Source organism: Nocardia amamiensis (assembly GCF_015477605.1).
Taxonomy (GTDB): domain Bacteria; phylum Actinomycetota; class Actinomycetes; order Mycobacteriales; family Mycobacteriaceae; genus Nocardia; species Nocardia amamiensis_A.
In genome coordinates this window covers 1-22934 of sequence record NZ_JADLQX010000034.1, presented here as the reverse complement: position 1 = coordinate 22934, position 22934 = coordinate 1, and the positions used below count along the sequence as shown (strand labels likewise).

Sequence of the window (22934 nt, the reverse complement as noted above, 5' to 3'; positions counted from 1 at the left end):
GAGATTCCCGGATCAGGATGCCTGCCGAACGGAACACGCGGGTCGCGTCACCGGGTGTTGTCGGGCTCCCGGCAGTGTTCGGCAATCGCGGCGCGTGCCGCGTGTTCCAGGCCGATGGCGGCATCCCACCCGTCTCCGGCAGGGAGGATCGCTTCCCCGACGACGAAGTGGATGACGCCGCGGCGGATGATCGTGCCGTGGTCGGGCCACATCATCGCGCGGGTACCCGAGATCGCCACGGGCACGACCGGAAGGCCCGCCTTCGCGGCGATCATGAACGCACCCATGTGGAACGGCCGCAGGCCCGGCACCGGCGAGAGGCCACCCTCCGGGAACACCACCAGGCATTCGCCGTGCCGCGCCGCTTCCATCAGGTGCTGGGTGTCGGCCACGCCGTGTTCGCGCTCGGTCCGCTCGACGAATCGAGTACCGGCCCGCCGCAGCAAGAAGCCGACCAGCGGCTTGCGTTCGAATACCTCACCGACCACGAAGGTGAAGCGGCCGGGAAGGATCGTGGACAACGCGATGCCGTCGAGGAGGCTGGCGTGGTTGGCGACCACGACGCAGGCGCCCAGCCGCGCGAGCCGCTCGGCTCGGTCCACAGTGATGCGGGTGCCGGTGAGCCGGGCGAGGCTGCGGGCGGCCGCGCGCACGATAGCTCGTCGCGCGCCGAGACCGGGAACCGCTGCCACGACGATCAGTGTCGGCAGACCAACCGCGATGAGAACCGACCAGCACCACAGGGCGAACGCCCTGCTTGCCGTGAGTTTCCCCGCGCGTCGCACGCCGGGGATCGCGCCCCTCGCTGCGAACCGGACCAGCTGCCACCACACGGGCCGGGGACGGGCCCGCAGATCGCCCCGCTCGTAGCGTTCCCGGGTGGCGGCGCGCCGGAGCTTGCCGCTGGAGGTTTTCGGCACCGTTCCCGGAGGCGCGAGCACGACATCGTCCGGGGGCGTTCCGAGCAGGTCGACACTCACCCCGATGATCTGTTCCCGCAGCCGGGCGAGGGCGGCAGTCGCGGTCTGGCGCGTCTCGGCGAACACCACCAGCCGCTCGGTGCCGCCGGTGGGCTCGGATGTCGCGAAGACGGCAACGCACCCCTTGCGAATTTCCGGGATATCGCCCACGACCCGTTCGAGCTCTTCCGGGTGCAGATTGCGGCCTGCCCGGATGATGAGATCCTTGATCCGGCCGGTCACGTAGAGCTCGCCGTCGTCGAGATAACCGAGATCTCCCGTGTCGAGCCAGCCGTGCCGGAACAGCGCTTTCGTTGCCCGCTGATTGCGGAAGTATCCCGCGGTGGCCGAAGGGCCGCAGAACTCGATCCGGCCCTCACGCCGATCGCCGAGCACGTTTCCCGCCGAGTCGACCAGGCGGATCTGGTGATCGGGGATCGTCCGGCCACAGCCGACGAAGCGGAGCGGATCCGGGTCGTCCTCTGCGGCCCGGGTCGCCCTGCCCGTACGCAGGAAACGGTTGCGGTCGACGCGATCCACGATCGGCCCTCGGCCGACAGGCGGGAGGGTGAGGCCGACGCACGCCTCGGCCAGTCCATAGACCGGGGCCTGGGTCTCGCGACGCAGCCCATAGGCGCCGAATCGCTCGGCGAACCTGGTCACGGTGTCCGCGCTCACCGGTTCGGCGCCGTTGAAGAGAATCCGCAGCGACCCGAGCTCGAGCCCATCGAGTTCCACGTCGGCGATCTTCCGCAGGCACAGCTCGTAGGCGAAGTTCGGGGCCGCGGATACCGTGCCGTGTTGGGCGTGGATGGCCCAAAGCCATTGCGACGGCCGGGCAAGGAAGTCCAAGGGCGACATCACGGCCAGCGGCACCCCGAAGTACAGGCAGGACAACCAAGCGCCGATCAAACCCATGTCGTGGTAGAGGGGAAGCCAGCTGACGAACACGTCCGAAGTGGCGACCTCTGCTGCCTCGCCCATCGCCCGGATATTCGACAGCAGGTTCGCGTGGGTGAGAGTCACGCCTTTGGGGTCGCCGGTGCTACCGGAGGTGTACTGCACCAAAGCGATGTCGTCCGCCCCTCGGACCGAGCCTTCCGCCTCCCCGTACCCGGCCAATTCTTCCGGAGTCAGGACGTGGCGCACCGGCTCCACCTGGTCGCGTACCAGGCGCGCCAAGCGCGCGGCCTGCGGATCGGTGACCAGCACGCAAGCCTGTGCGTTGCCGAGGATGCGCACCTGACGTCGCAGATGCTCGGCGAGCTGCGACGGGCGTGATGGCGGGTAGACCGGCACCGGGACGCCACCGGCCAGGAGCACACCGAGGAAGGTGGTGAAGTAGGCCCGGCCCGTGGGCAGCATGATGGCCACCCTGTCGCCGGGGTGCAGCTCGCGGGCGAGCAAGGCGGCGGACACCGTCGCGGCGGCGGACCGCACCTCGCCGTAGCTGACCTCCTCCTGTTCCCCATCCCTTGTTCTTCCGGAGAGTATCCGCAGGTGGGTGCGATGAGCGTGGGTGCGGGCATGCCAGGACAGCGCCTCACAGAGGGTGGCGGTTGCGGCGGGGGTCCGGTCGATCCGCGGTGGTGCGGCGTGCCGCATGGGCATCGACCGCTGGCGGCTCCGCGCAGGCGCGCCGCATACGGCGGTGAGAAGATCACGCGGCGTCGTCACGGTGCCGAGAACGCCTCGTTCCAAGCTCACCCCGAACGCATGCTCGGTGCGGTCGAGCAACTCGGTGATGCCGAGGCTGTCCAGCCCGAGATCGCGCTCCAACTCGCTGTCGAGCATCGCGCGCGCGGCGCGGTCCACGGTGTGCCGCTCGGCCACGAGGTCCCGGACGACCGCCAGCAGTAGGTCCTCGTCCTGCTCTGAGCTCGTCACAGGTCGCCTTCTTCACCGGTTGCCATGCCCGTCACATCCCGCGTGCCGCGACAGCGTCGACCACCGGCGCGTGCGGTGGTCCTCCGATCCCAGTGTGCGCGTCCCCACCCGGTGCCGCCGCCCTTTTCTGCTACAGCTTGTATCCGATCCGGCGGAGTAGCTGCCTGCGGTCTTCCTGGTCGTCCTGGGTCTCCACGCCCACCGGCACGGTCCCGTCGACGACGCCGACTATGCCCCGTCCCAGCTCCGTCTCGGCGATCAACACCTCGACCTGATTGGCTGTGGCACAGTAGATTCCGCAGACCTCCGGGACCTGCCGTATCGCATTGAGCACATTGACCGGATATCCCTCGTGCAGGAACACGATGAACGAGTGCCCCGCGCCCACGGCGACCGCGTTCTTCGTGGCGAGCTCGATCAGGTCGTCGTCGTTTCCCGAGTGACGGACCAGCCGCGGCCCGGATGCCTCGCAGAACGCCACCCCGAACCGCAGGTGCGGGCTGATCCCGACCAGTGCCTCGTGCAGGTCTTCCACGGTCTTGATGAAGTGGGACTGCCCGAGGATCACGTTGAGATCCTCCGGTTTGTCTATACGTACCGCAGTCAGCTCCATCGCAACAGCGTGCGCTCGAGCGAGTCGCACCCGCCAGGGCGATAGGTCCCGGCGTGCCGGGATCTTCTGCCCTTGCTGGCGGATAGCGCGGATGGGCGGGTCAGGAGCAGGACGGCGGTAAGGCCCACCATCGCGGGACCTTCGCCCCTGTGCAGTGGCAACGGGCGCGGCGCACGCTCATCACACGAGACCGAGGAGGCTTCGATGGAGTACCGGGTGGCCCTGGTGGAGTCGGCACCGGAGACGGTGCTGCGGGTGCCGCGGGAGATTCGGCCGAACCCGAATCTGCTCGGCGAGGACATCGTCGAGGGAATGCGGGAGCTGACCCAGATCGCCCAACGCGCCGGATTGACCGCCAGCGGGGCGCCGACGATCACCTTTCATCAAGAACTGCCCGCCGATGAGGCGATCGCGGTGGATTTCGGCGTACCGGTGGAACCGGCGCCCAAGCTCGGCCCCAGTTCCGGCGCGGAGGTGGTCGTGGTGCCGGGAACGCTCGTCGCGCGCACCTGCCACCGCGGCAGTTACCGCGAACTCGGCGACGCCTATACCGCGTTGCGGGAATGGCTGCACGACTCCGGCTATCGGACCACCGGACCGCCGACCGAGGCGTACCTGATCGGTCCCGACGAGGTCACCGATCCGCGGCGGCTGCTCACGGAGATCCGTTTGCCGGTGGCACCCGCACCGGCAATCGCCATCCGTCTCGACGCGCCGTTCGACATCGCCGTGCGCCGAACCCGAGACGCACTGCAGCATCAGGGGCTCAGCGTGATCGCGGAAGTCGACCTCCAGGCCACACTGCGCGAGCAGATCGGCGAACAGATCGAAGACTTCCTGCTCCTCGGCGTGTGCGATCCCCGGCTCACCTATCGTGCGCTGACGGCCGACCGCCAGGCCGCGCTGCTGCTGTCGTGCACGGTGGTGGTGCGTTCCGTCGACACCGGAACGCTCGTCGAAGCCACCGATCCCGATCTGCTCGTGCGCGCGACCACCCAGCCGGCGTTGCGCCCGGTTGCCGTGGACGCGCGCCGGTTACTCGCCGCCGCGCTGGAGAGCCTCCGTGATTCGGCGCCGGCGTCGGCGTAACGGACCTCGTCCCACCGAACCCCGCTTCCTGGTCCTCGCCGACCCGGCCGCCTACGCGCTCACACCGCAGCAGTGGGCGCTCAACGCGCGAATTCTGCCGCCTGGTTGGCAAATTCGCCGATCTGGCCCCCCGCTTGGCCGAGGTCACCGACGAGTTCCACACCTCGGTCGAAGAGTTGGAGAAAGACCTGGCCGCCGGTAGCGGTCCGGTGCGCCTGGACGGCGGCGGGCTGGTGATCTCCCCGCTGACCGCGGAAGACATTTCGACCGAGGCGGTGACGCTCGTGGCGGAGCCGTTATGGATGGCTGGATTCGGTGGGTGAGCTGGCTGCTGCGAGTGCTCGGGCGGCAGCCCAAGTACGAGGGAGTCCGAATTCGGCTGTGGCGCGCAGGAGGTTGTCGAAGGTCTGCTCGGTGGCTCCAGCTGCTCGGGCGATTCGGCTGTGCAGTTGCAGCGAGGGGCCGAGTGTCTGGTAGAAGATGTCGACGACCAGGCAGGCGAGCGCTCGTTCGCGCACGGACAGATCCGGGCGGGTCCAGCGTTGTGTGAGCTGCTGTTCGGTGAACGCGGCCAGTCCCGGGGCAACGGTTCGAAGCTCGCGCACGATGTCGTTCAGCGTGTCGTCGAGCGGGGCGGTTGTCGGTGGTTGGCCGTCGCGGGCGGCGGGCAGGCCGAGTTCGGTCAGGCGTTGGAACGCGGTGACCACGATGGGGTAGCCGACATATGGGGCCAGGTGCCGGAAGAGTTCCCGGATCGATTCGGAGTCGACATCGTGGGTCGATGCCATCTCGATGTGCATGGCCAGCGGCGTTCCCAGGTGCGGATGGCACAAGTCGGCGGTCAGGCAGACGAAGGTCTTCTCGCGCGCGGTGAGGTCGGGCAGGCTCCACAGGTTGTGGCCCGCGCTCATGGCCATCTGCGCGAAAACGGGGTCGAGCTGGACGAGGGCGTCGGCACCCGCGAGCGGTTGCTGTTGCGACATGGCGGTTTCCTCCGAAATGCTCCGAAATGTGGGGTGCTCAGGACAGGCCGAGCGCACGCAGGCGCAGGATGTCGAGTGGTCGTTGGGGTAGCCAGCGTCCGAGCGTGCTCATCAGCCGGGAGCCTTTGCCGACGGGGTAGCGGACGCGGGGGCGGCGGGCGGTCAGGGCGTGCAGGACCGCGCGGGCGATCACGTCGGGGCTCGAGCCGGTGCGCTCGTTTTCGAGGCTGTGGGTGATCATGGTGCGGTAGGCGTCGCCGTAGAGTTTTCTGCCTTCCGTACCCAGCGAGGCCAGGCGCGGTTCGACTTCGTTTTCGAGCTTGTCGACGGCGTCGGTGTGGGTGGAGCCGGGCTCGATGAGCACGACGTCGATGCCCCACGGCTTGACTTCCATCCGCAAGGCGTCGGTGAGTGATCGGATCGCGTGCTTGGACGAGCACAGCGGCCCGCCGAAGGGCAGGGTGATCCAGCTGCCGACCGAGCCGACGGTGACCACCCGGCCCCGCGACGCCCGCAGCAGGGGCAGCATGGCCTGGGTGACCGCAACCTGGCCGAACACGTTGACTTCGTACTGCCAGCGCAGTGCGTCCAGCGGCACGAATTCCACCGGTCCGGTGACACCGACGCCGGCGTTGTTCACCAGTGCGTCCAACTGGCCGATCTGTTCGGCGGCGGCGGCGATCTGCCCTGGGTCGGTGACATCGAGCGTGATCGGGGTGACCGCCGGGCCCAGCGCCTCCCCGTCGGCTTGTTTGCGGACTCCGGCATAGACGGTGAACCCCTTGCCGGCCAGCAGCAGGGCGGTGGCCCGCCCGATTCCGGTGGATGCGCCGGTGACCAGCACAGTCTTCGACATCGTTCGGTCCTTCTCTCAGAGTGGGGGCAACAGTTGGCATGCCTGGCGCGGCCTGGTGTGGCGCGCGGCCGCCATTGCTGTCACTCCCCAATGCCAACGATTGTTGGCATTGACGTTAGAGGACGCGCGTCGATCGTGTCAACATCTGTTGGCCTACAATTGTTGGTGCGCTGTTGCGCACCGGGGTCACCAACGACGCCGTGGCCGAACGGATGCGGTCGATCCTCGCCGCGCAGCAGCCGGTAATCGCCCGTGTGAGCGACGACCCCCGCGACGGACACCCTCGGTGCGCAGCTCCGCGGCGCGGTACCGGGCTGAAGGTCCTCGAGCAGGGCATCGACACCGGCACCGCCGAGGGCCGCGTCATGTTCGGCATGCTCTCGGTACGGGCGGAATTCCAGCGCGAACTCATGTGACCAGCGGTGACGATGGTCCCACAGGCACGGGCACGAGGCCTCTCACCCGACCGAACGCACGCGAGCAAGCTCTTCGATATGGCCGTACACGCCGGCCACGGCCCCTCCATCTCGACTCATCCGTGAAAGGCGAACCCATGAGCTATCACCGTGATCCCCTCGCCCCCGCGGTCCACACCGCACACGAGTGGCTGCGCGCTGTCGCCGACGGACTCGGCACCGAGGACCGCCCCTTCGCGCATCGCGCTCTGCGCGCCTGGCTGCACTCGGTGCGTGACCGCATCGGCGTCAGCGCGGCCGCGCACCTGAGCGCCCAGCTGCCCGAACTGTTGCGCGGGATCTTCTATGAGGGCTGGGTTCCCGCTCACGTCCCCGTCCGGCACGATGTGGAGTCGTTCCTCAGCCAGTTCGCCGCGGAGGCAGGCGTCTCGCGCGACGAGGCCGTCGCGCTCGCCGGCGCCGTCACCGACTCGCTCAGCGATCTGTTCTCCCCCGGGCAACTCGACCACGTGTTCGCGCTCCTGCCCGAGAATCTGCGGTCCATCCTGCGCGGTTCCGACCTGTCCAGCACGTTGACGGCGGCCGCTGTCGCGCAACCGGAACCGTCCCGCTTCGACGACATCGACAACCGGCTGCGGGCGCTGTCCGACGCCGTGGCGGCGCTGGTTCGCGGACTCGAGGAACCGGTCGGCGGCGAGGCGCACAACGCCGCGCGGGTTTCCGCCGCTCAGCAGGCCCACCGCATCCTGCTCGCCGAAGGGCTGACCGGATCCGCCGCATCCCCACGCTGAGATCAGGCCCAGGCGTGGTCGGCGCTCACTCCCTGGCCGCCTCCGGCCGGGCGAGCCGCCGCACTTCGGCGTGTTCCAGTAGCCGCTGGATCTCGCGCCCGATTCCGTCGGCGATCACGGCGATATCGGGCGCGGTGTCGTAGTCTCCCGTGATGCCGAACGTCAGATGGTCCGCGTAACTGAGGATCGCGATAGCAGTGCGCAACCGCATGGCGATCGGCACGGCCGGTAGCAACTCGAGGACTCGCCGCCCGCCGATGGTGAGTTCGTGGCGCGGGCCGGGCACGTTGGTCGCGAGCGCGCCGACGCTTCGCTGCGGAAAGCGCGCCAGCAGCCGGATACCCCAAGCCATGGGCGCGAAGGGCAACCGCCCCGCCAATTCCAGCATCGAACTCTCCGCCCGGGCCTCACCTCTCGACTTGTGCTTCGTCATCCGGGCGTGAATGACCTCCAGGCGCTCGACCGGATCGGCCACATTGATCGGCAGGAACGGCAGCATCGCCGAAACGTGGTTGGCGAGCGTGTATTTCCCCTCCGTGGACCGCATCGACACCGGAACGAGAATGCGCAACTTGTCGGGGGACGGCCGCTCGTTCCGGCTGAGCAAGAGGTCGCGGTACGCGGCGGCGACGGCAGTCAGCACGACATCGTTCACAGTGGCGCCGAACGCCCTGCCGATCGCACGGACCTCCGGCAGGGCGGCCCGTGCGACGACGTACCGGCGCTGCCGTCCGATGGGGCCGTTGAGGGAGCACTGAGCGGTCGGCGAAACCACGGCGGCAGCCAAGGGTGCCAGGCTGCGCGCCACACCCATGAGGTATCGCGGCATGACAACCGGCAGTCGGAATCCTTGGCGAGCCACATCCAGCCACTCCATCGCGGTACGGACCCGTGACGCGGGCGCGGCCTCGACGGTCTCCGGTGCGACCGGATCGCAGAGGTTCTCGAAGACGGAGATCCCCGACACGCCGTCGACCAGGCTGTGATGGGCTTTGACGATCAGCGCCCACCGGTCCCCGGCGAGGTGTTCGACCACGACGGCCTGCCACAGCGGATGATCGCGGTCGAGCCGCTCCTCCAGTTCGGTCGCGACGAGTTCACACAGCGCCGGCTCGTCGCCGGGTGCGGGCAGCGCGGTCCATCTGATGTGGTGTGCGAGATCGAAATTCGGGTCGTCCTCCCAGACCGGCGTGGCCAGATCGAGCGGAGCCCGGCGTACCTTCTGACGGAGGCGGACGTTCTGTTCCACGCCTTTGGCGAGCACGCCGATGAGGTCGTCTCTACTCGGCGGCGTTCCGGAAATGATCGCCACCGCTCCGATCCCGAGGCTGATATGACGGTCGGCGTCTTCCAGTTCGATGAAGCCCGAATCGAGGGGTCGTAGTTCTGTCATGGTGCAAGCTCCGGATGCGTCACTACGTGTCCTTGCCGATCGGCCTGCTCATTCGCCGCCACTCGGACTCCCAGGCCGCGCTTCGGATCCGGCCCAGCAGCCAGTTGGTAGTGAGCACTAGAGCTATTGCGCCACAACATATCCCGGCCAGTACCGCCAAGCCGGTCAGTACTCCGGACCACGCCGCGTCGGAGGACGGCCGCGGCGGCGCGGTCACCTTTTCGTCCGGGCCGAGCCACACCGTGACACGGCTGCCGAGTTCGGTCGTGCCGGGGACCTCCACTGTCGCGCTGTGTTCGCGGCCGCCGCGGGTCCAATGCACGGGCGCTTCCCGCTGTTCTTGGCTGCCCTGGTACCGAGCTGCCGTCACCCGCCGCACCGGTTCTCCCGCGACGGTGGCGGTCACCGCGGCTTTCTCCGCGTTCTCGGTCCGGATCCGATCGACCGCGGCCGTGTAACCCGCGGTACCGGCCGCGCCCGCCACCGGAATCGCGAGCAGTACCACCCCCGCGGCCAGCAGTCGCACCAGTGCCTCCCACCGGTCCGAGGCGCGCATCAGCGGATTGACGCTCCACGGCCGCGATCTCCATAGCCGAACCACGGCCGACGGATACTGCGACACCTCGATCACCTCTTTCGAGCACCCGCGTCGGAGACGGCCGCGTCCAGCGGATGCAGCACTTCGTCGAGTGGGCGGCGCGGAGTGGCGGGCACGGGACCCGCACTCTCTTCCGCCCATCCGATCCGGACGACGATGTGCGGGTAACCGCTCTCGCCGAGAACATTCGTGCGGATCCGGTTTCTGGTGCCGGTCAGCTCCAGCGGCTCGGTCAACGGGCACGTCGCCAGACCGAGTGTCGTGGCGGTCAGCAGCACCGCGCTGGCGGCCTCCCCTGCCCGCAATCGCGACAAACGGTCATCTCCGGGCGTACTGAGTAGAATCAGCCGGTCTGCGGCGTCGACGCCGCCGATAACCGTCTGCGGGAGGCCTGGATTCGAGAACGGCCGGACGGCCGGATCGCCGGCCAGCAGCACCGCGTGTCGCTCCGGTGCGCTGTGCCTGCCGCTCCACTGCGCGAGCTCCAGGCCGTAGGAGAAGTCGCGGGTATGTTCCCAGGCCGCTTGCTCGAATGCGCGCAGCAATTGGGTCCGAGCAGGTCCGGCGTTGATGCAGCGCGCGTGGACTCCGTTCCCGGCACCGGCGGCGACGGCCTCGACGTAGGCGACCGGCACCGCCCGGGAAGCGTAACGCCGGCGATCGGTGTGCCGCCGGTAGATGGCTCCTGCCATCCGAAACGCTTCGGGGGTGGTGGCGGCAGCACGGAATTCGACGACAGCCAGATGCCGCGGCTCGGTGGGATCCGGCAGCCGATGGATCACCGTCTCCCATCCGAGTCCGAGCGCCGCGACCCGCAGATGATGCAGCGCCGCCCCGCAACTCAGTAGCAGATCGCGACCCTCCGGGTCGGTGTGCGGCAGCCATCGGCTCTCGTCGGCATAGAGGTGCACGGTGCTGTCACCGATTCGCCACAGCCATGGCTGGGTGTTGTGCACCGATGGCGCCCGCACCGCGGAAGCAAGCGCGGAGCGAAGCATCTCGCGGTCGGGTTGGGCACGCGGCATCGCGGGCGCGTTGGACTCGGCCACGATATGCACCTCCCAGCTGACTACACCGGCTTGGTCTGCATTCAGCATCGCGCTATGGGGCGGCGCAGATAGCAGTCGAAGGTCACCGAATGCGAGGCCCTCCGGCCACGGAACGGCCCCCAGCAGATTGGCCGACAGTCCTGGCGCCGGCCCGAAACACCGAGTCTGCCGGTCTCGAGGTGACGAGCGGTCGTCCGGAAGGGGACCTTGGTCCTTACCCCGAGGGCCACTGCGATGCGTAGTCTCGACCCCACCACTTCTTCCCGGATTGGACACCACCATGATCACGGTGTTTCTGGTCGACGACCACGAAATAGTCCGCCGCGGCCTGGTCGATCTGCTCTCGGCGGACCCTGAGCTGTCCGTCGTCGGCGAGGCCGGCGACGTCGCGCAGGCCCTTGCCCGCATCCCGGCGCTGCGGCCCGACGTCGCCGTCCTCGACGTGCGGCTGCCCGACGGCAACGGCATCGAACTCTGCCGCGACCTGCTGTCGAAACTCGACGATCTGCGGTGCCTGATCCTCACCTCGTTCACCGACGAGCAAGCCATGCTCGATGCCATCCTCGCCGGCGCCAGCGGCTACGTCGTCAAGGACATCAAAGGCATGGAGCTGGCGAAGGCCATCAAAGAAGTCGGAGCAGGACGGTCGTTGCTCGACAACCGGGCCGCCGCCGCGCTGATGCAACGGCTGCGCGCGAACACCCAGCAAGACGGCCCTTTGGCCGGACTCACCGAGCAGGAGCGCAAATTGCTCGACCTCCTCGGTGAGGGTCTGACCAACCGGCAGATCGCGCAGCGCATGTTCCTGGCCGAGAAAACGGTGAAGAACTACGTCTCCCGGCTGCTGGCCAAGCTGGGCCTGGAACGACGCACGCAGGCCGCCGTCTACGCGTCCAAGCTGCGGTCGCGGTCGTCCGGGTCCACGGCCGACTTCTGATCTTCCGCGCCGCCATCGACCGTCGCGCGGCCGGCGAGCCCGCATCCGAATTGCCGAACGTTCACTTCGAGCAGTGCGTGAAATAATCTTGCTCTATGGCCACCTGCCATGCGCAAAGCCGGGACTCGGAGCGGTCGACATGACCGATGACGCGCTCACCGATACCTATTCGGTGCGTGACACGCTGTCGCAGCTGCGGCTCCGGGAACTGCTGGCCGAAGTCAAGGATCGCATCGAGCAGATCATCGACGCTCGCGATCGGATGGACGGTCTGATCGAGGCGATGCTGTCGGTCACCTCCGGTCTGGATCTCGATCGCACCCTGCGCACGATCGTGCATACGGCCACGTCACTGGTCGACGCTCGCTATGGGGCGCTGGGCATCCGCGGCCACGACCAGCAACTGACCCAGTTCGTCTATGAAGGCATCGATCAACCGACCAGGAAACGGATCGGTGATCTCCCCCAAGGCCACGGTGTCCTGGGGTTGCTGTTCAGCCAGCCCAAACCGATCCGCCTGGACAACCTCGCAGACCATCCGTCCTCGGTCGGGTTCCCCGCGCACCATCCGCCGATGCGCACCTTCCTCGGCGTCCCCGTCCGCATTCGCGACGAGGTCTTCGGCAACCTGTACCTGACGGAAAAGGCCAACGGCCAGCCGTTCACCGAGGACGACGAGGTCATCGTGCGAGCGTTGGCCGCCGCGGCCGGCATCGCCATCGACAACGCGAACCTGTACGAATCCGCGCGTACCCGCCAAGCCTGGATCGAGGCCACCCGCGACATCACGACCGAATTCCTCGCGGGCACCGCATCCGACCAGGTCCTGGCGCACCTCGTCGAGGCGACGCGCCGGCTCACCGGCTCGGAGCGGACGTTTCTCGCTGTCGTCCCCGACCCCGAGCGCGGGTCTGAAGACATCACCGAACTCTTGATCACACACGCCGCGGGAACCGAGGACAACCGGCACCCGATGAAGCTGCCCTTCGCGGACGCCACGATCGGCACGGCCTTCCGGCTGCATGCGCCGCAGCGCCTCGGCGACTCGCGCCGTGCCGATCTCGGCAAGATCTTCCCGGACGCGGGACCCGCACTGGTCCTGCCCATGCAGACATCCGACACGACCGTCGGTGTGCTGGTGGCGCTGCGTTCGGTGGAGTCGACGCCGTACGACGACGAGACCCTCGAATTGACCGCGGCCTTCACCAACCAGGCCGCGCTGGCGATGCAACTGGCCGACGCGCAACGACGCATGCGTGAACTGGACATTCTGTCCGACCGCGACCGCATCGCCCGGGACCTGCACGACCACGTCATCCAGCGGTTGTTCGCCGTCGGCCTCAACCTGCAGGGCACCGTGCCCCGCTCACGTGTGCCGGAAGTACGGGAACGGCTCACCGAGGCGATCAACGACCTGCAGGATGTCGTCCAGGAGATCCGTACCTCGATCTTCGACCTGCACGGCGGCCACGGCCCCAGCGCGCGAGTCCGGCAGCGCATCGAGGAGGCGATCCGGCAGCAAACCGACGCCAGCGCGATCCGCACCTCCGTCCACATCGCCGGCCCGCTGTCCGTGATCGATCCAGAACTGGCCGACCACGCCGAAGCCGTAGTGCGCGAGGCGGTCAGCAACGCCGTCCGGCACTCCGGCGCCGAGTCGGTCTCGGTCGAAATCGCGGTCGCCGATGACCTGACCATCCTCGTCGAGGACGACGGTTGCGGTATGCCGGAGAACGTCACGCCCAGCGGTCTGACGAACCTGGCCCGGCGCGCCGAGGAGGCGGACGGGACCTTCACGATCGGCTCCGGCACCGGCCCGGAGGGAGGCGCGGCCGGGACCCGGCTGTGCTGGAAGGTTCCCTTGCACTGAGCATCCGGTCAGCAATCGTCGGGCAACACACTCGTTTGCCCGCGCATGTGGTGTGCCGGGTGAAGAATGGGTCGTATGCGAACCGTGCTCATTCTCGGTGCCGGGTTCGGGGGTTTGGAGCTGGCCGCCCGCTTGTCGGGTTCGCTGGCCGAGGAAGTCAGAGTCGTCCTCGTCGACCGGAACGATTCGTTCACGTTCGGCTTCGCCAAGCTGGAGATCCTGTTCCGGGGCGTGCCACCGGAGGCCGTTCGTGTTCCCTACGCCGGCCTCGCACATCCGGGTGTCGAGTTCCGCCAAGAGGAAGTCACCGCGATCGACCCGCGGACGCGTCATGTCGTGACCGACCGATCCGAATACGAACCGGACATTCTCGTCGTCGCGCTCGGCGCCGACTACGACCCCGCCGCGACCCCTGGGTTCGCGGACGACGGGCACGAGTACTACTCGATCGAGGGCACCTGCCGGTTGCGCGACCGGCTCGACAGTTTCGACGGCGGGGCGGTGATCCTCGCGGTTCTGAGCGTCCCCTTCAAGTGCCCGCCCGCGCCCTATGAGGGCGCGATGCTCCTGCACGAGATGCTGACCCGGCGCGGGGTGCGCGACCGCACTCGCATGCACATGATCACCCCGATGGACTCACCGATCCCGGTGTCGCCGGACACCTCCGCAGCCATTGTCGAGGCGCTGGCCCGGCGCGACATCGAGTACTCCCCCGGGCGCCGCGTCCACGCCCTCGATCCGAGCCGGCACATGGCGGTCACCCGTGACGGCGATCTCGCCTACGACCTGTTCATCGGGATCCCGAAACACCGCGTTCCGGATGTCGTCGAGGCGTCAGGGCTGACCGTGGGCGGAACCGACGGCTGGATCGCCGTCGACCCGCGCACCCTGGAAACGCGGTACCCGGACGTCTATGCCATAGGCGACTGTGCCGATGCGCCGGTCCCGCGTGCGGGTGTCTTCGCCGAGGACGCCGCCCGAACGGTCGCGGCGGGTATCGCAGCGAAGCTGCGCGGGTCGACGCCGTCCGAGAAGTACCTGGGTAGAGGCGTGTGCCATATCGAGTTCGGAGGCGGGCTGGTCGGCAAAGTCGACGCCGACTTCCTCTCCGGTCCCGCCCCGGTGGCGCCGTTCTCCGCGCCTTCCGAGGAACTTGCCCGAGAAAAGGCCGAATCGGCCGCCGCCCGGCTCGACCGCTGGTTCACTCGCTGATCGCGCGGTCTTCCGCCTCACCCTCTCGCCACGCCTTTGTGAGCACATCCGCGATCTGAGCCAGCCCGGATGCCACGGTCATCCGCCAATGCGTCGTCGATACGGCATGGTTGTACACCGTGCCGTCGACGATCTCACTCCAAATCGACGCGCCGACGCAGCCGGTGGGGTCGTCCAGAGCGGCGGTGAAGTAGATGACATCGCCCCGGTACACCGGCGGCCGGTAGGCGGTGCGCAGTGCCACGGAGTGCACTGCGGCGTCGAGGATCCGGGTGACCCGGTCGGCGCCGAAGGAGGCAAACGGTTCGGGCAGTTCGGTGAACATCTCCGGAAGTGCCGCCCAATCCAGTTCCGCGACGTTGCCCAGATCCCCGGCCGCTTCCCCGAGCAGACCGCCGATCAGCTCGGCCACCGGCACCTGCCCGGCATCGCTGGTCGGCGTGCCCGGGGGATCGGCCATGTAGCTGTCCATCACCGCCAACAAGGCCACGGTTTCCCCCTCGCGCTGCAGCTGCACCGCCATTTCGTGCGCGATGACGCCACCGAAGGACCAACCCAGCAGGTGATACGGACCCTGCGGCTGCACCGAGCGGATCAGCTCCACATACCGCGCCGCCCAGTCCTCGATCGAGTCCGGCATCACCGCCTCGGCCGCCAGCACCGGGGTCTGCACACCGTAGAGCGGCCGGTCCGGATCGAGATAGGCCGCCAACCCGGCATACGACCAGGAAATCCCCGACACCGGATGCACACAGAACAGCGGCGCCGCCGAACCCGCGGGCCGCAGCGGCAACAGCATGTCGAAAGCCGCCTCGGTCTCCACCCGGCCACCGGCCCGGCGCGCCAGATCCGCCACCAACCCCGCCGGCGTGGGCGCGGTGAACACCCGCATCACCGGCACCTTCACACCCAACGCACCCGACAGCCGGGTGGTCAACTTCGCCGCGATCAGCGAATTCCCGCCATGCTCGAAGAAATTATCGTCCATCCCGAACCGGTCCACACCGAGCACCTCCGCAAACGCCGCGGCCACGATCTGTTCGACGGGAGTGGCGGGGGCGCGGAATTCCCGCTCCTGGAACTGCGGGGCGGGCAGTGCACGACGGTCGAGTTTGCCATTCACCGTCAACGGCATGGTGTCGATCACCACGATCGCCGCGGGCACCATATAACCGGTCAGGAACTCGCTGACCTGGGTGCGGAGTTCGGTCGGATCCGGCCGCGCACCCGGCTTGGGCAGGACGTATCCGATCAGTTGATCACCGAGTGTGACATCGGCGCGGACCAGCGCGACAGCCTGGCTCACACCCGGGCACCGCAGCAGTGCCGCTTCGATTTCGCCGAGCTCGATCCGGAACCCACGCAACTGCACCTGCTGATCACCCCGCCCGCCGTACGCCAACCCAGGCTCACCATCAGACCGCATCCAGCGGGCGATGTCCCCCGACCGATACATCCGCGACCCCGGCGACCCGAACGGATCGGCCACGAACCGCGTCGCGGTCAACCCCGGCCGCCCCACATACCCGCGAGACACTTGGCTGCCTGCCACATAGATCTCACCCGGAGTGCCGAACGGTGCCGGACGCAACCGGATGTCCAGCACAGGGGTGTCCAGTCCGGGCAAGGCCCGGCCGATAAGGCTTGCAGGACTGTCCACCAACTGTTCATCGATTGGCAGGAACGACACGTGCACCGTGGTCTCGGTGATGCCATACATATTCACCAGCCGCGGCGCGTCGGCGGGATGACGCTCATACCAGCGCCCCAGGTGGCGCAGATCCAGCGCCTCACCCCCGAAGATCACATACCGCAGACTGAATTCTCCGGACGCGGCAGAGGCCTCCCGGTCGGCCTCCACCAACTGGCAGAACGCCGACGGGGTCTGGTTCAACACCGTCACTTGCTCCCGGATCAGCAACTCCCGGAACAGCTCCGGCGAACGGGAGGTCGCGTAATCGACCACCACCACACTGCCACCGGTCGCCAGCGCACACCACAACTCCCACACCGAGAAATCGAACGCGAACGAATGGAACACCGTCCACACATCACACTCGTCGAACCCGAACAACGGCTGCGTGTTGGCGAACAACTCCACCACATTCCGATGCGTCACCCCCACACCCTTCGGCACACCCGTCGAACCAGAGGTGTAGATGACGTACGCCAGATTCTCCGGCCGCAACGGCGCCAACCGCTCGGCATCGGTCACCGGATCACCAGCAAACCCGGCCGTCTGCTCCAACAACACCACCGGCAGACCGCTGTCCGGCAGAGCCGAGCGCTCCTCCGACGTGGTCAACACGCACACCGGAGCCGCGTCCGCCAGCACACCCACCAGCCGTTGCGCCGGATATGTGAGATCGATCGGCAGATACGCCGCACCCGCCGCCAAAACACCCAGCAACGCGACCGGCAGCTCCTCGGTCCGTGATACCGCCACCGCCACCAGCGATTCCGGTCCCGCCCCCGCCGCGATCAACGCACGCGCAACCCGGCTCGCACGCCGATGCAAACCATCGAAACTCAACGTCGCATCGCCATACCGCACAGCCACCGCATCCGGCCGAAGCCGGGCCTGCTCACTGATCAACCCGGGCAACGTCGCCGCAGGCGCGGACATGATCGTGCCTGGTATCCCCGGCTGCGCCAGGCTCACCCGACTCGATTGCGGAGCGGACGGGTCACCGGTGAGGAGCCCCTCAGTCTCGCCCTCGTCGAGAATGTCGATGTCCCACAACAGGGTCGAGGGTTTGCCTGCCGCCGCGGACAGGACGCGCTCGAACCGGCGGCCGAAGGCGCGGACGGTGGATTCCTCGAAAAGGTCTGTGGCGTATGTGAATGTCACGGCCAACCCTGTATGGCCACCGTGTTCGCCGACCTGGGGTTCGACGATTACCTGTAGATCGAACTTGGCTGTGATCGCGCCGTTGTCGAGGGCGGTCACCGTCAGACCGGGTAGCTCGAGCGTCGGCTGCTCGATGTTCTGGAACGACAGCATCACATTGAACAGTGGGTTGTGCGCTCCGGTGCGCGCCGGGTCGATCTCCTCGACGACTCGTTCGAAGGGAATGTCGGCGTTGGCGAATGCCGACAGCGCGGTTTCGCGGGTCCGGTCGACCAGGTCGTGGAAGGTTGCCGCGGGATCGACGTCGACGCGCAGCGCGAGTGTGTTGACGAACATCCCGACCAGATCGTCGAGTGCTCGTTCGCCGCGGCCGGCGATGGGGGTGCCGATCACGATGTCCGTGCCGCCGGACAGCCGCCCGAGCAGCGCCGCGAGACCGGCGTGGACCACCATGAACAACGTCGCGTTGTGCTCACGAGCGATCCGGGTCAGCTGGTCGTGGATCGCAGCCGGGATGGTGACGCTGGTCGACGCACCGCGCATCGACGGCGTCGACCGGCGCGGGCGGTCCGTCGGCAGCTCCGGCGGTCCGGCCAGCCCGGACAGCTGGTCGCGCCAATATGCGAGCTGCTGTGCGGCAATGGAATTCGCGTCGGCTGCAGCACCGATGGCGGTGTGCTGCCAGAGGGCGAAGTCGGCGTACTGCACCGGCAGCGGCGACCAGTCCGGCGTCGCGCCGCCGGTGCGGGCGAGGTAGGCGGTCATCAGGTCGCGGGCCAGTGGCGCCAGCGATGCCCCGTCGGCCGAAATATGGTGCACCACAAGGACGAGCAGATGATCGTTACCGGAGCTGAACAGCCGCAGCCGGACCGGTACGGACGTGGTCACATCGAAGCCCGCGGACATCAGTCCGGTCACCATGGCCGTGACATCGGTGGTGTCATCGTCGATCGCGAGTCCGTCGGGCAGCACCGCGTCGGTCGGCAGGATCTCCTGATACGGCAGCCCGTCGGGGTCGGCCGGGAAGCGCGTGCGCAGCACCTCGTGGCGTTCCAGTACGTCGGCGACCGCGAGGCGCAGCGCGGGCACGTCGAGGGCGCCGGTCAGGCGGAGGGCAAAGGGCATGTTGTAGGCGGCGGATTCCGGCTCGATGCGATTGAGCAACCACATCCGCTGTTGTGCCAGCGACAGTGGTACGCGGTCCGGACGCGCCGTCCGCACGAGCGGTACACGGGTGCCACCGGTGCGGCGCATCGTCCTGGCGGCCAATGCCGAAACACGGGAAGCCTCGAACAGGTCACGCACGGTGACCTGCGACTGCGTCGCCTCGTTCAGCCTTGCGACCACCCGTGTCGCGAGCAGCGAGTTGCCGCCGAGGGCGAAGAAGTCGTCCTCGGCGCCCACCCGGTCGATGCCGAGCAGGTCGGCGAACACCTGGGCGACCGCCTGCTCGGCGGGCGTTCGGGGGTCGCGGCATTCTCTCGTCTCGAACACCGGCTCTGGTAGTGCCCGGCGATCCAGTTTGCCGCTCGCGTTCAGCGGCAGCGCGGGCAACGCGACAATTGCGCACGGGATCATATATGCGGGTAGGACCGTGGAGATTGCGTGCAGCAGGTCGTGTTGGTCGATGTCGTGCCCGGGCGCCGGGACGGCGTAGGCGGCCAACTGGTCACCCAGCGTGGAGGGGATCACGGCGGCTGCTGCTTGGCTGACCGACGGTTGGGCCAGCAGCGCGGTTTCGATCTCACCGAGTTCGATCCGCTGACCACGGAACTTCACCTGGAAATCAGTACGCCCCACATACTCCAGCCGCTGCGGCCGCTCCGCATCCGGCCCACGCCAGATCACCAGATCCCCGGTCCGATACATCCTCGCCCCAGCAGCGAACGGACTGGCCACGAACCGCCCCGCCGTCTGCGCGGCTTGGCGCACATACCCGCGGGCGAGCTGATCACCGGCCAGATACAGCTCACCCGGCACTCCGGCAGGCACCGGGCGCAACCGCGCATCCAACACGAACACTTGGGTGTTCCATTGCGGGCGGCCGATCGGCACCGTCACCGTATCCGAGCCGTCAGCAGGCCAGTAGGTCACCGACACCGCCGCCTCGGTCGGACCGTAGAGATTGTGCACCCGCGCATCGGTGACCGCACCCACCGCCCGCACAGTCTCTGGAGGCAGCGCCTCGCCGATGACGAACACATCCCGCAAACCGGCGAGGCTTGCGGCAGGTACGTGGGCGGCGAACTCGCTCAACATCGTCGGCACGAAATCGGTCACCGTCACCCCATGCGCGGCGATCACCGCAGCCAGATAGGACGGGTCACGATGCCCATCATGGTCGGCGACAACGAGTTTCGCGCCCGTCCGCAAAGGCATGAAATACCCCCACAACGACACATCGAAAGTCGTCGCGGTCTTCTGCAGATACACCTCCCCCGGACCCATCGGGTATTCGGCAAGCATCCACTGGATCTGGTTATCGATCGCCTGATGGGAGACCCCCACACCCTTCGGACGCCCGGTCGACCCCGAAGTGAAGATCACATACGCCAGATGCTGTGGCAGCACCGGACGCGCCAACTCCTCGACCCGGACCGGCGCACCCGAGCGACCGCCGGTGTCGAGGGTGTCCAGACACAACACCGGGATATGCGACGGAACCGGAATGGTGTCAGCGGTCGTGGTGAGCACACACACAGGATCGGCGGTATCGAGCACGTGCCCGATCCGCTCGGCGGGGTGGTCGGGGTCCAACGGCACATACGCCCCACCCGCGGCGAGGATGGCGTACATACCGATCACCAGGTCCAGCGAACGCCGAACCGCCAAACCCACCAACGACTCCGCACCCACCCCCTGCTCGATCAGCACCCTTGCCAACCGATTGACCCGCTCATCGAACTCGCGATACGTCAACTGCTGATCGGCGTACACCACTGCGACGGAATCGCCATACTCGGATACGGCGCGGCGGTACCCGTCCAGCACCAGACCTGGAGTAACCGGGTGTCGAGTGTCGTTCCAGTGGACCAAGAGGGCGGTGCGTTCGGCAGCGTCGAGTAGGTCGATCTCTCCCACCGCACGATCTGCCGAATCGGCCACGGCCGTGAGGATTCGGCACAACCGTTCCGCGAAGCTCGTGATGGTGGCCTCGTCGAACAGGTCGGTGGCGTAGGTGAACGCCGCCGAAATCCCCAACGGTGTCCGCTCGTCCTCCTGGGGCAGCATGGTCAGTTCGAGGTCGAACTTGGTCAGCGGCACGGTGAAATCCAGCGCGGAGACGTTCAGCGCGGGTAGTTCCAGGGTTGCGGGCGTGAAGTTCTGGAAGGTCAGCATCACCTGGAACAATGGATGGTGCGCGCTCGACCGCACCGGGTCCAGCAGCTCCACCAAGCGCTCGAACGGCACCTCGGCATGCCCGAACGCTTCGATATCCCTGCCCCGTACCTGATTCAGCAGCTCCGCGAAACTGCTGCCGGGGTCGATCTCGGTGCGCAAGGCGAGGGTGTTGACGAACATGCCGATCAAGCCGTTCACTGCCGTGTCTCCGCGACCGGCCACCGGGGTGCCGACGGTGATATCGCCGGTGTTCGACAACCGGGCCAACAAGACCGCGTACGCGGCGTGCGCCACCATGAACAGGGTGGCGTCATGGCGTTGCGCGAGCCGGTTCAGCGCCGCGTGTACCGTCGCGTCGATCTTGAACTCGTACGTCGCGCCGCGACCGGAGAACAGTGTCGGACGCGGGCGGTCGGTGGGTAGGTCCAGCTTTTCGGGCAGGTCGGCCAGCCGGTCACGCCAGAACCCGATTTGGCGGGCGAGTGTCGCGTCTGGATTGCTTTCGTCGCCGAGGATTTCGCGTTGCCACAGTGTGTAATCCGCGTACTGCAACGGCAGCGGCTCCCACCCCGGGGCCGCACCGGTCGCCCTCGCCGAATACGCCGTCATCAAATCCGCGGTCAACGGCAGCATGGAGGAGCCGTCCGCGGCGATGTGGTGCACCACGCACACCAGCACGTGTTCGGTGGCGCTCAGCCGCAGCAGACGCAACCGGATCGGCGGTGCTGCCGTGACATCGAAACCCTCGATCATCGCCGCCGCCGTATGCTCGGGAATCTCGGCTTCGGTGACCTCGAGCACCGGGAGCTCCGGCACCGCACCGGGCTCCGAAACCGTATGCACGCGTTGGCTGCCCACACCATCGTGCTCCGGGTAGCTGGTGCGCAACACCTCGTGCCGCGCCACCAGATCCCCGATCGCCGCGCGCAGCGCGGCCACGTCCAACGCACCGCTGAGCCGCACCGCCAGCGGAATATTGTTGCTCGCACTAGCCGGGTCGAACCGGTTCAAAAACCACATCCGCTGCTGCGCATACGACAACGGCACCTGCTCCGGCCGCGGCATCGGCCGCGGCGGCGAAACAGACGCCCCCGTCAGCTCCCCCAACCGCTCAGCCAGCCGCGCCACCATCGACGCCTCGAACACCAACGCGACCGGAACCCGCACACCCAACGCGGTGCCGAGCCGGGCGGCGACCTGTGTGGCCAGCAGCGAATTGCCGCCGAGTTCGAAGAAGTCGTCGTTTGCGCCTACCCGCTCAGTTTCGTCGTCGTCCTGCGGCAACAACACTGCAGCGAAGGTGTCCGCGACCAACCGCTCCGCTGCCGTGGCGGGCGCCCGGAACTCCCGCACGGTGAGCACCGGCTCCGGCAAGGCCGCCCGATCCAGTTTTCCGACCGGCGTGAGAGGTAGTTCGTCGAGCACCATGATCGCGGCCGGAATCATGTATGCCGGTAGGGTTTTCGCGAGGAATTCGGTGAGTTCCGTCGTGTCCAGCGCGACCCGGCCGCGGTCCGCGCCGCACCCAGCGCGTGGCAGCACATAAGAGACCAATGCTCTGCTGCCGGAGGGCAGGGTAGTGCCGAGTGTGGCGGCGTAGTCGACGTCCGGATGGGCGGTCAACGCGTTGTCGATCTCGTCCAGCTCGATCCGCAGGCCCCGGATCTTCACCTGGAAATCAATCCGCCCGTGATACTCGAGCAGCCCGTCATGGGTGCGTCGCACCAGATCACCGGTGCGATACATCCGGTGTCCGGGTGTCGCGCCGAACGGATTGGCGACGAACCGGTCCGCGGTCAGCTCGGGTCGTCCAAGGTATCCCTGCGCGAGAGCGGGTCCGGATAGATACAGTTCGCCGATCACGCCGGGCGGCACCATCCGTAGCCGCGCGTCGAGCACATGTACTCCGAGGGATGGGACCGGCGTGCCGATGTGCGGCGGGTCGTCCGGGCGTAGTGCCGCGGTGCCGGTGGCGAAGATGGTGGTCTCGGTCGGCCCGTACACGATGTAGAACGACCGATCACCGCTCGCCCACCGCGCGACCAACTCCGGACCGACCCGCTCACCACCACACAGAATCGCCCGCAG

At 67.7% G+C, this 22934-nt stretch carries 15 protein-coding genes; 7 read left to right on the top strand and 8 right to left on the bottom strand.

Going from position 1 to position 22934, the window contains the following annotated elements:
* Positions 1-47: 47 nt before the first annotated feature.
* Together IU459_RS31000 and IU459_RS30995 are read right to left on the bottom strand one after the other, a co-directional pair.
* Positions 48-2846, bottom strand: a complete 2799-nt coding sequence (locus tag IU459_RS31000; protein ID WP_195133147.1) for an AMP-binding protein — start codon at positions 2844-2846, stop codon at positions 48-50.
* Positions 2847-2976: 130 nt separating this feature from the next.
* Positions 2977-3459, bottom strand: a complete 483-nt coding sequence (locus tag IU459_RS30995) for an adenosine-specific kinase (RefSeq protein WP_195133146.1) — start codon at positions 3457-3459, stop codon at positions 2977-2979.
* Between the two features lie 204 nt (positions 3460-3663).
* Here IU459_RS30995 and IU459_RS30990 point away from each other — a divergent pair, with 204 nt between their 5' ends.
* Together IU459_RS30990 and IU459_RS40540 are read left to right on the top strand one after the other, a co-directional pair.
* The gene (locus tag IU459_RS30990; RefSeq protein WP_195133145.1) at positions 3664-4548 is read left to right on the top strand and encodes a DUF302 domain-containing protein; all 885 of its coding nucleotides are present in this window, start codon (positions 3664-3666) and stop codon (positions 4546-4548) included.
* A 134-nt stretch (positions 4549-4682) separates the two neighbouring features.
* Positions 4683-4871 carry a hypothetical protein gene (locus IU459_RS40540; protein ID WP_195133144.1) on the top strand — a complete coding sequence of 63 codons (189 nt, stop codon included), beginning with the start codon at positions 4683-4685 and terminating at the stop codon, positions 4869-4871.
* On the opposite strand, the gene IU459_RS30980 is transcribed toward IU459_RS40540, so the two are convergent.
* Both IU459_RS30980 and IU459_RS30975 read right to left on the bottom strand, forming a co-directional pair.
* Positions 4845-5531, bottom strand: coding sequence for a carboxymuconolactone decarboxylase family protein (locus IU459_RS30980; RefSeq protein ID WP_195133143.1), 687 nt, complete (start codon positions 5529-5531; stop codon positions 4845-4847). The two genes, IU459_RS40540 and IU459_RS30980, sit on opposite strands and share 27 nt — an antisense overlap.
* Positions 5532-5568: 37 nt before the next feature.
* Positions 5569-6387 carry an SDR family NAD(P)-dependent oxidoreductase gene (locus tag IU459_RS30975; protein ID WP_195133142.1) on the bottom strand — a complete coding sequence of 273 codons (819 nt, stop codon included), beginning with the start codon at positions 6385-6387 and terminating at the stop codon, positions 5569-5571.
* Between the two features lie 173 nt (positions 6388-6560).
* On the opposite strand from IU459_RS30975, the gene IU459_RS38830 reads away from it, so the two are divergent.
* Both IU459_RS38830 and IU459_RS30960 read left to right on the top strand, forming a co-directional pair.
* Complete coding sequence (locus tag IU459_RS38830; RefSeq protein WP_228838773.1) at positions 6561-6803, top strand: recombinase family protein; 243 nt, start codon at positions 6561-6563, stop codon at positions 6801-6803.
* A 137-nt stretch (positions 6804-6940) separates the two neighbouring features.
* Positions 6941-7594 carry a DUF2267 domain-containing protein gene (locus IU459_RS30960; protein WP_195133141.1) on the top strand — a complete coding sequence of 218 codons (654 nt, stop codon included), beginning with the start codon at positions 6941-6943 and terminating at the stop codon, positions 7592-7594.
* Between the two features lie 25 nt (positions 7595-7619).
* Here the strand turns inward: IU459_RS30960 and IU459_RS30955 are convergent, their stop codons facing one another.
* The 3 genes from IU459_RS30955 to IU459_RS30945 are packed head-to-tail and all read right to left on the bottom strand — an operon-like array spanning position 7620 to position 10682.
* Positions 7620-8987, bottom strand: coding sequence for a wax ester/triacylglycerol synthase family O-acyltransferase (locus tag IU459_RS30955; protein ID WP_195133140.1), 1368 nt, complete (start codon positions 8985-8987; stop codon positions 7620-7622).
* A 22-nt stretch (positions 8988-9009) separates the two neighbouring features.
* Positions 9010-9609 carry an Rv1733c family protein gene (locus IU459_RS30950; protein ID WP_195133139.1) on the bottom strand — a complete coding sequence of 200 codons (600 nt, stop codon included), beginning with the start codon at positions 9607-9609 and terminating at the stop codon, positions 9010-9012.
* A 5-nt stretch (positions 9610-9614) separates the two neighbouring features.
* Positions 9615-10682 carry an Acg family FMN-binding oxidoreductase gene (locus IU459_RS30945; RefSeq protein ID WP_228838772.1) on the bottom strand — a complete coding sequence of 356 codons (1068 nt, stop codon included), beginning with the start codon at positions 10680-10682 and terminating at the stop codon, positions 9615-9617.
* A gap of 232 nt (positions 10683-10914) precedes the next feature.
* On the opposite strand from IU459_RS30945, the gene IU459_RS30940 reads away from it, so the two are divergent.
* From IU459_RS30940 to IU459_RS30930, 3 genes are all read left to right on the top strand, one after another.
* On the top strand, positions 10915-11571 hold the full coding sequence (locus IU459_RS30940; RefSeq protein ID WP_067469243.1) for a response regulator: 657 nt from the start codon (positions 10915-10917) through the stop codon (positions 11569-11571).
* 139 nt (positions 11572-11710) lie between these two features.
* Positions 11711-13441: a sensor histidine kinase gene (locus IU459_RS30935; protein WP_195133138.1), complete on the top strand. Its 1731-nt coding sequence runs from the start codon at positions 11711-11713 to the stop codon at positions 13439-13441.
* 75 nt (positions 13442-13516) lie between these two features.
* Positions 13517-14653, top strand: a complete 1137-nt coding sequence (locus IU459_RS30930; protein WP_195133137.1) for an NAD(P)/FAD-dependent oxidoreductase — start codon at positions 13517-13519, stop codon at positions 14651-14653.
* Here the strand turns inward: IU459_RS30930 and IU459_RS30925 are convergent.
* The coding region (locus IU459_RS30925) for a non-ribosomal peptide synthetase (RefSeq protein WP_195133136.1) at positions 14643-22934 on the bottom strand (8292 nt) is incomplete at its 5' end. The two genes, IU459_RS30930 and IU459_RS30925, sit on opposite strands and share 11 nt — an antisense overlap.

Excerpts from the sequence above, each read along its gene's own strand:
- IU459_RS30995 (WP_195133146.1), bottom strand. The coding sequence starts at position 3,459 with ATGGAGCTGACTGCGGTACGTATAGACAAACCGGAGGATCTCAACGTG.
- IU459_RS30935 (WP_195133138.1), top strand. The coding sequence starts at position 11,711 with ATGACCGATGACGCGCTCACCGATACCTATTCGGTGCGTGACACGCTG.
- IU459_RS30930 (WP_195133137.1), top strand. The coding sequence starts at position 13,517 with ATGCGAACCGTGCTCATTCTCGGTGCCGGGTTCGGGGGTTTGGAGCTG.
- IU459_RS30945 (WP_228838772.1), bottom strand. The coding sequence starts at position 10,682 with ATGCTGAATGCAGACCAAGCCGGTGTAGTCAGCTGGGAGGTGCATATC.
- IU459_RS30980 (WP_195133143.1), bottom strand. The coding sequence starts at position 5,531 with ATGTCGCAACAGCAACCGCTCGCGGGTGCCGACGCCCTCGTCCAGCTC.
- IU459_RS30960 (WP_195133141.1), top strand. The coding sequence starts at position 6,941 with ATGAGCTATCACCGTGATCCCCTCGCCCCCGCGGTCCACACCGCACAC.
- IU459_RS30990 (WP_195133145.1), top strand. The coding sequence starts at position 3,664 with ATGGAGTACCGGGTGGCCCTGGTGGAGTCGGCACCGGAGACGGTGCTG.
- IU459_RS30955 (WP_195133140.1), bottom strand. The coding sequence starts at position 8,987 with ATGACAGAACTACGACCCCTCGATTCGGGCTTCATCGAACTGGAAGAC.
- IU459_RS30940 (WP_067469243.1), top strand. The coding sequence starts at position 10,915 with ATGATCACGGTGTTTCTGGTCGACGACCACGAAATAGTCCGCCGCGGC.
- IU459_RS30975 (WP_195133142.1), bottom strand. The coding sequence starts at position 6,387 with ATGTCGAAGACTGTGCTGGTCACCGGCGCATCCACCGGAATCGGGCGG.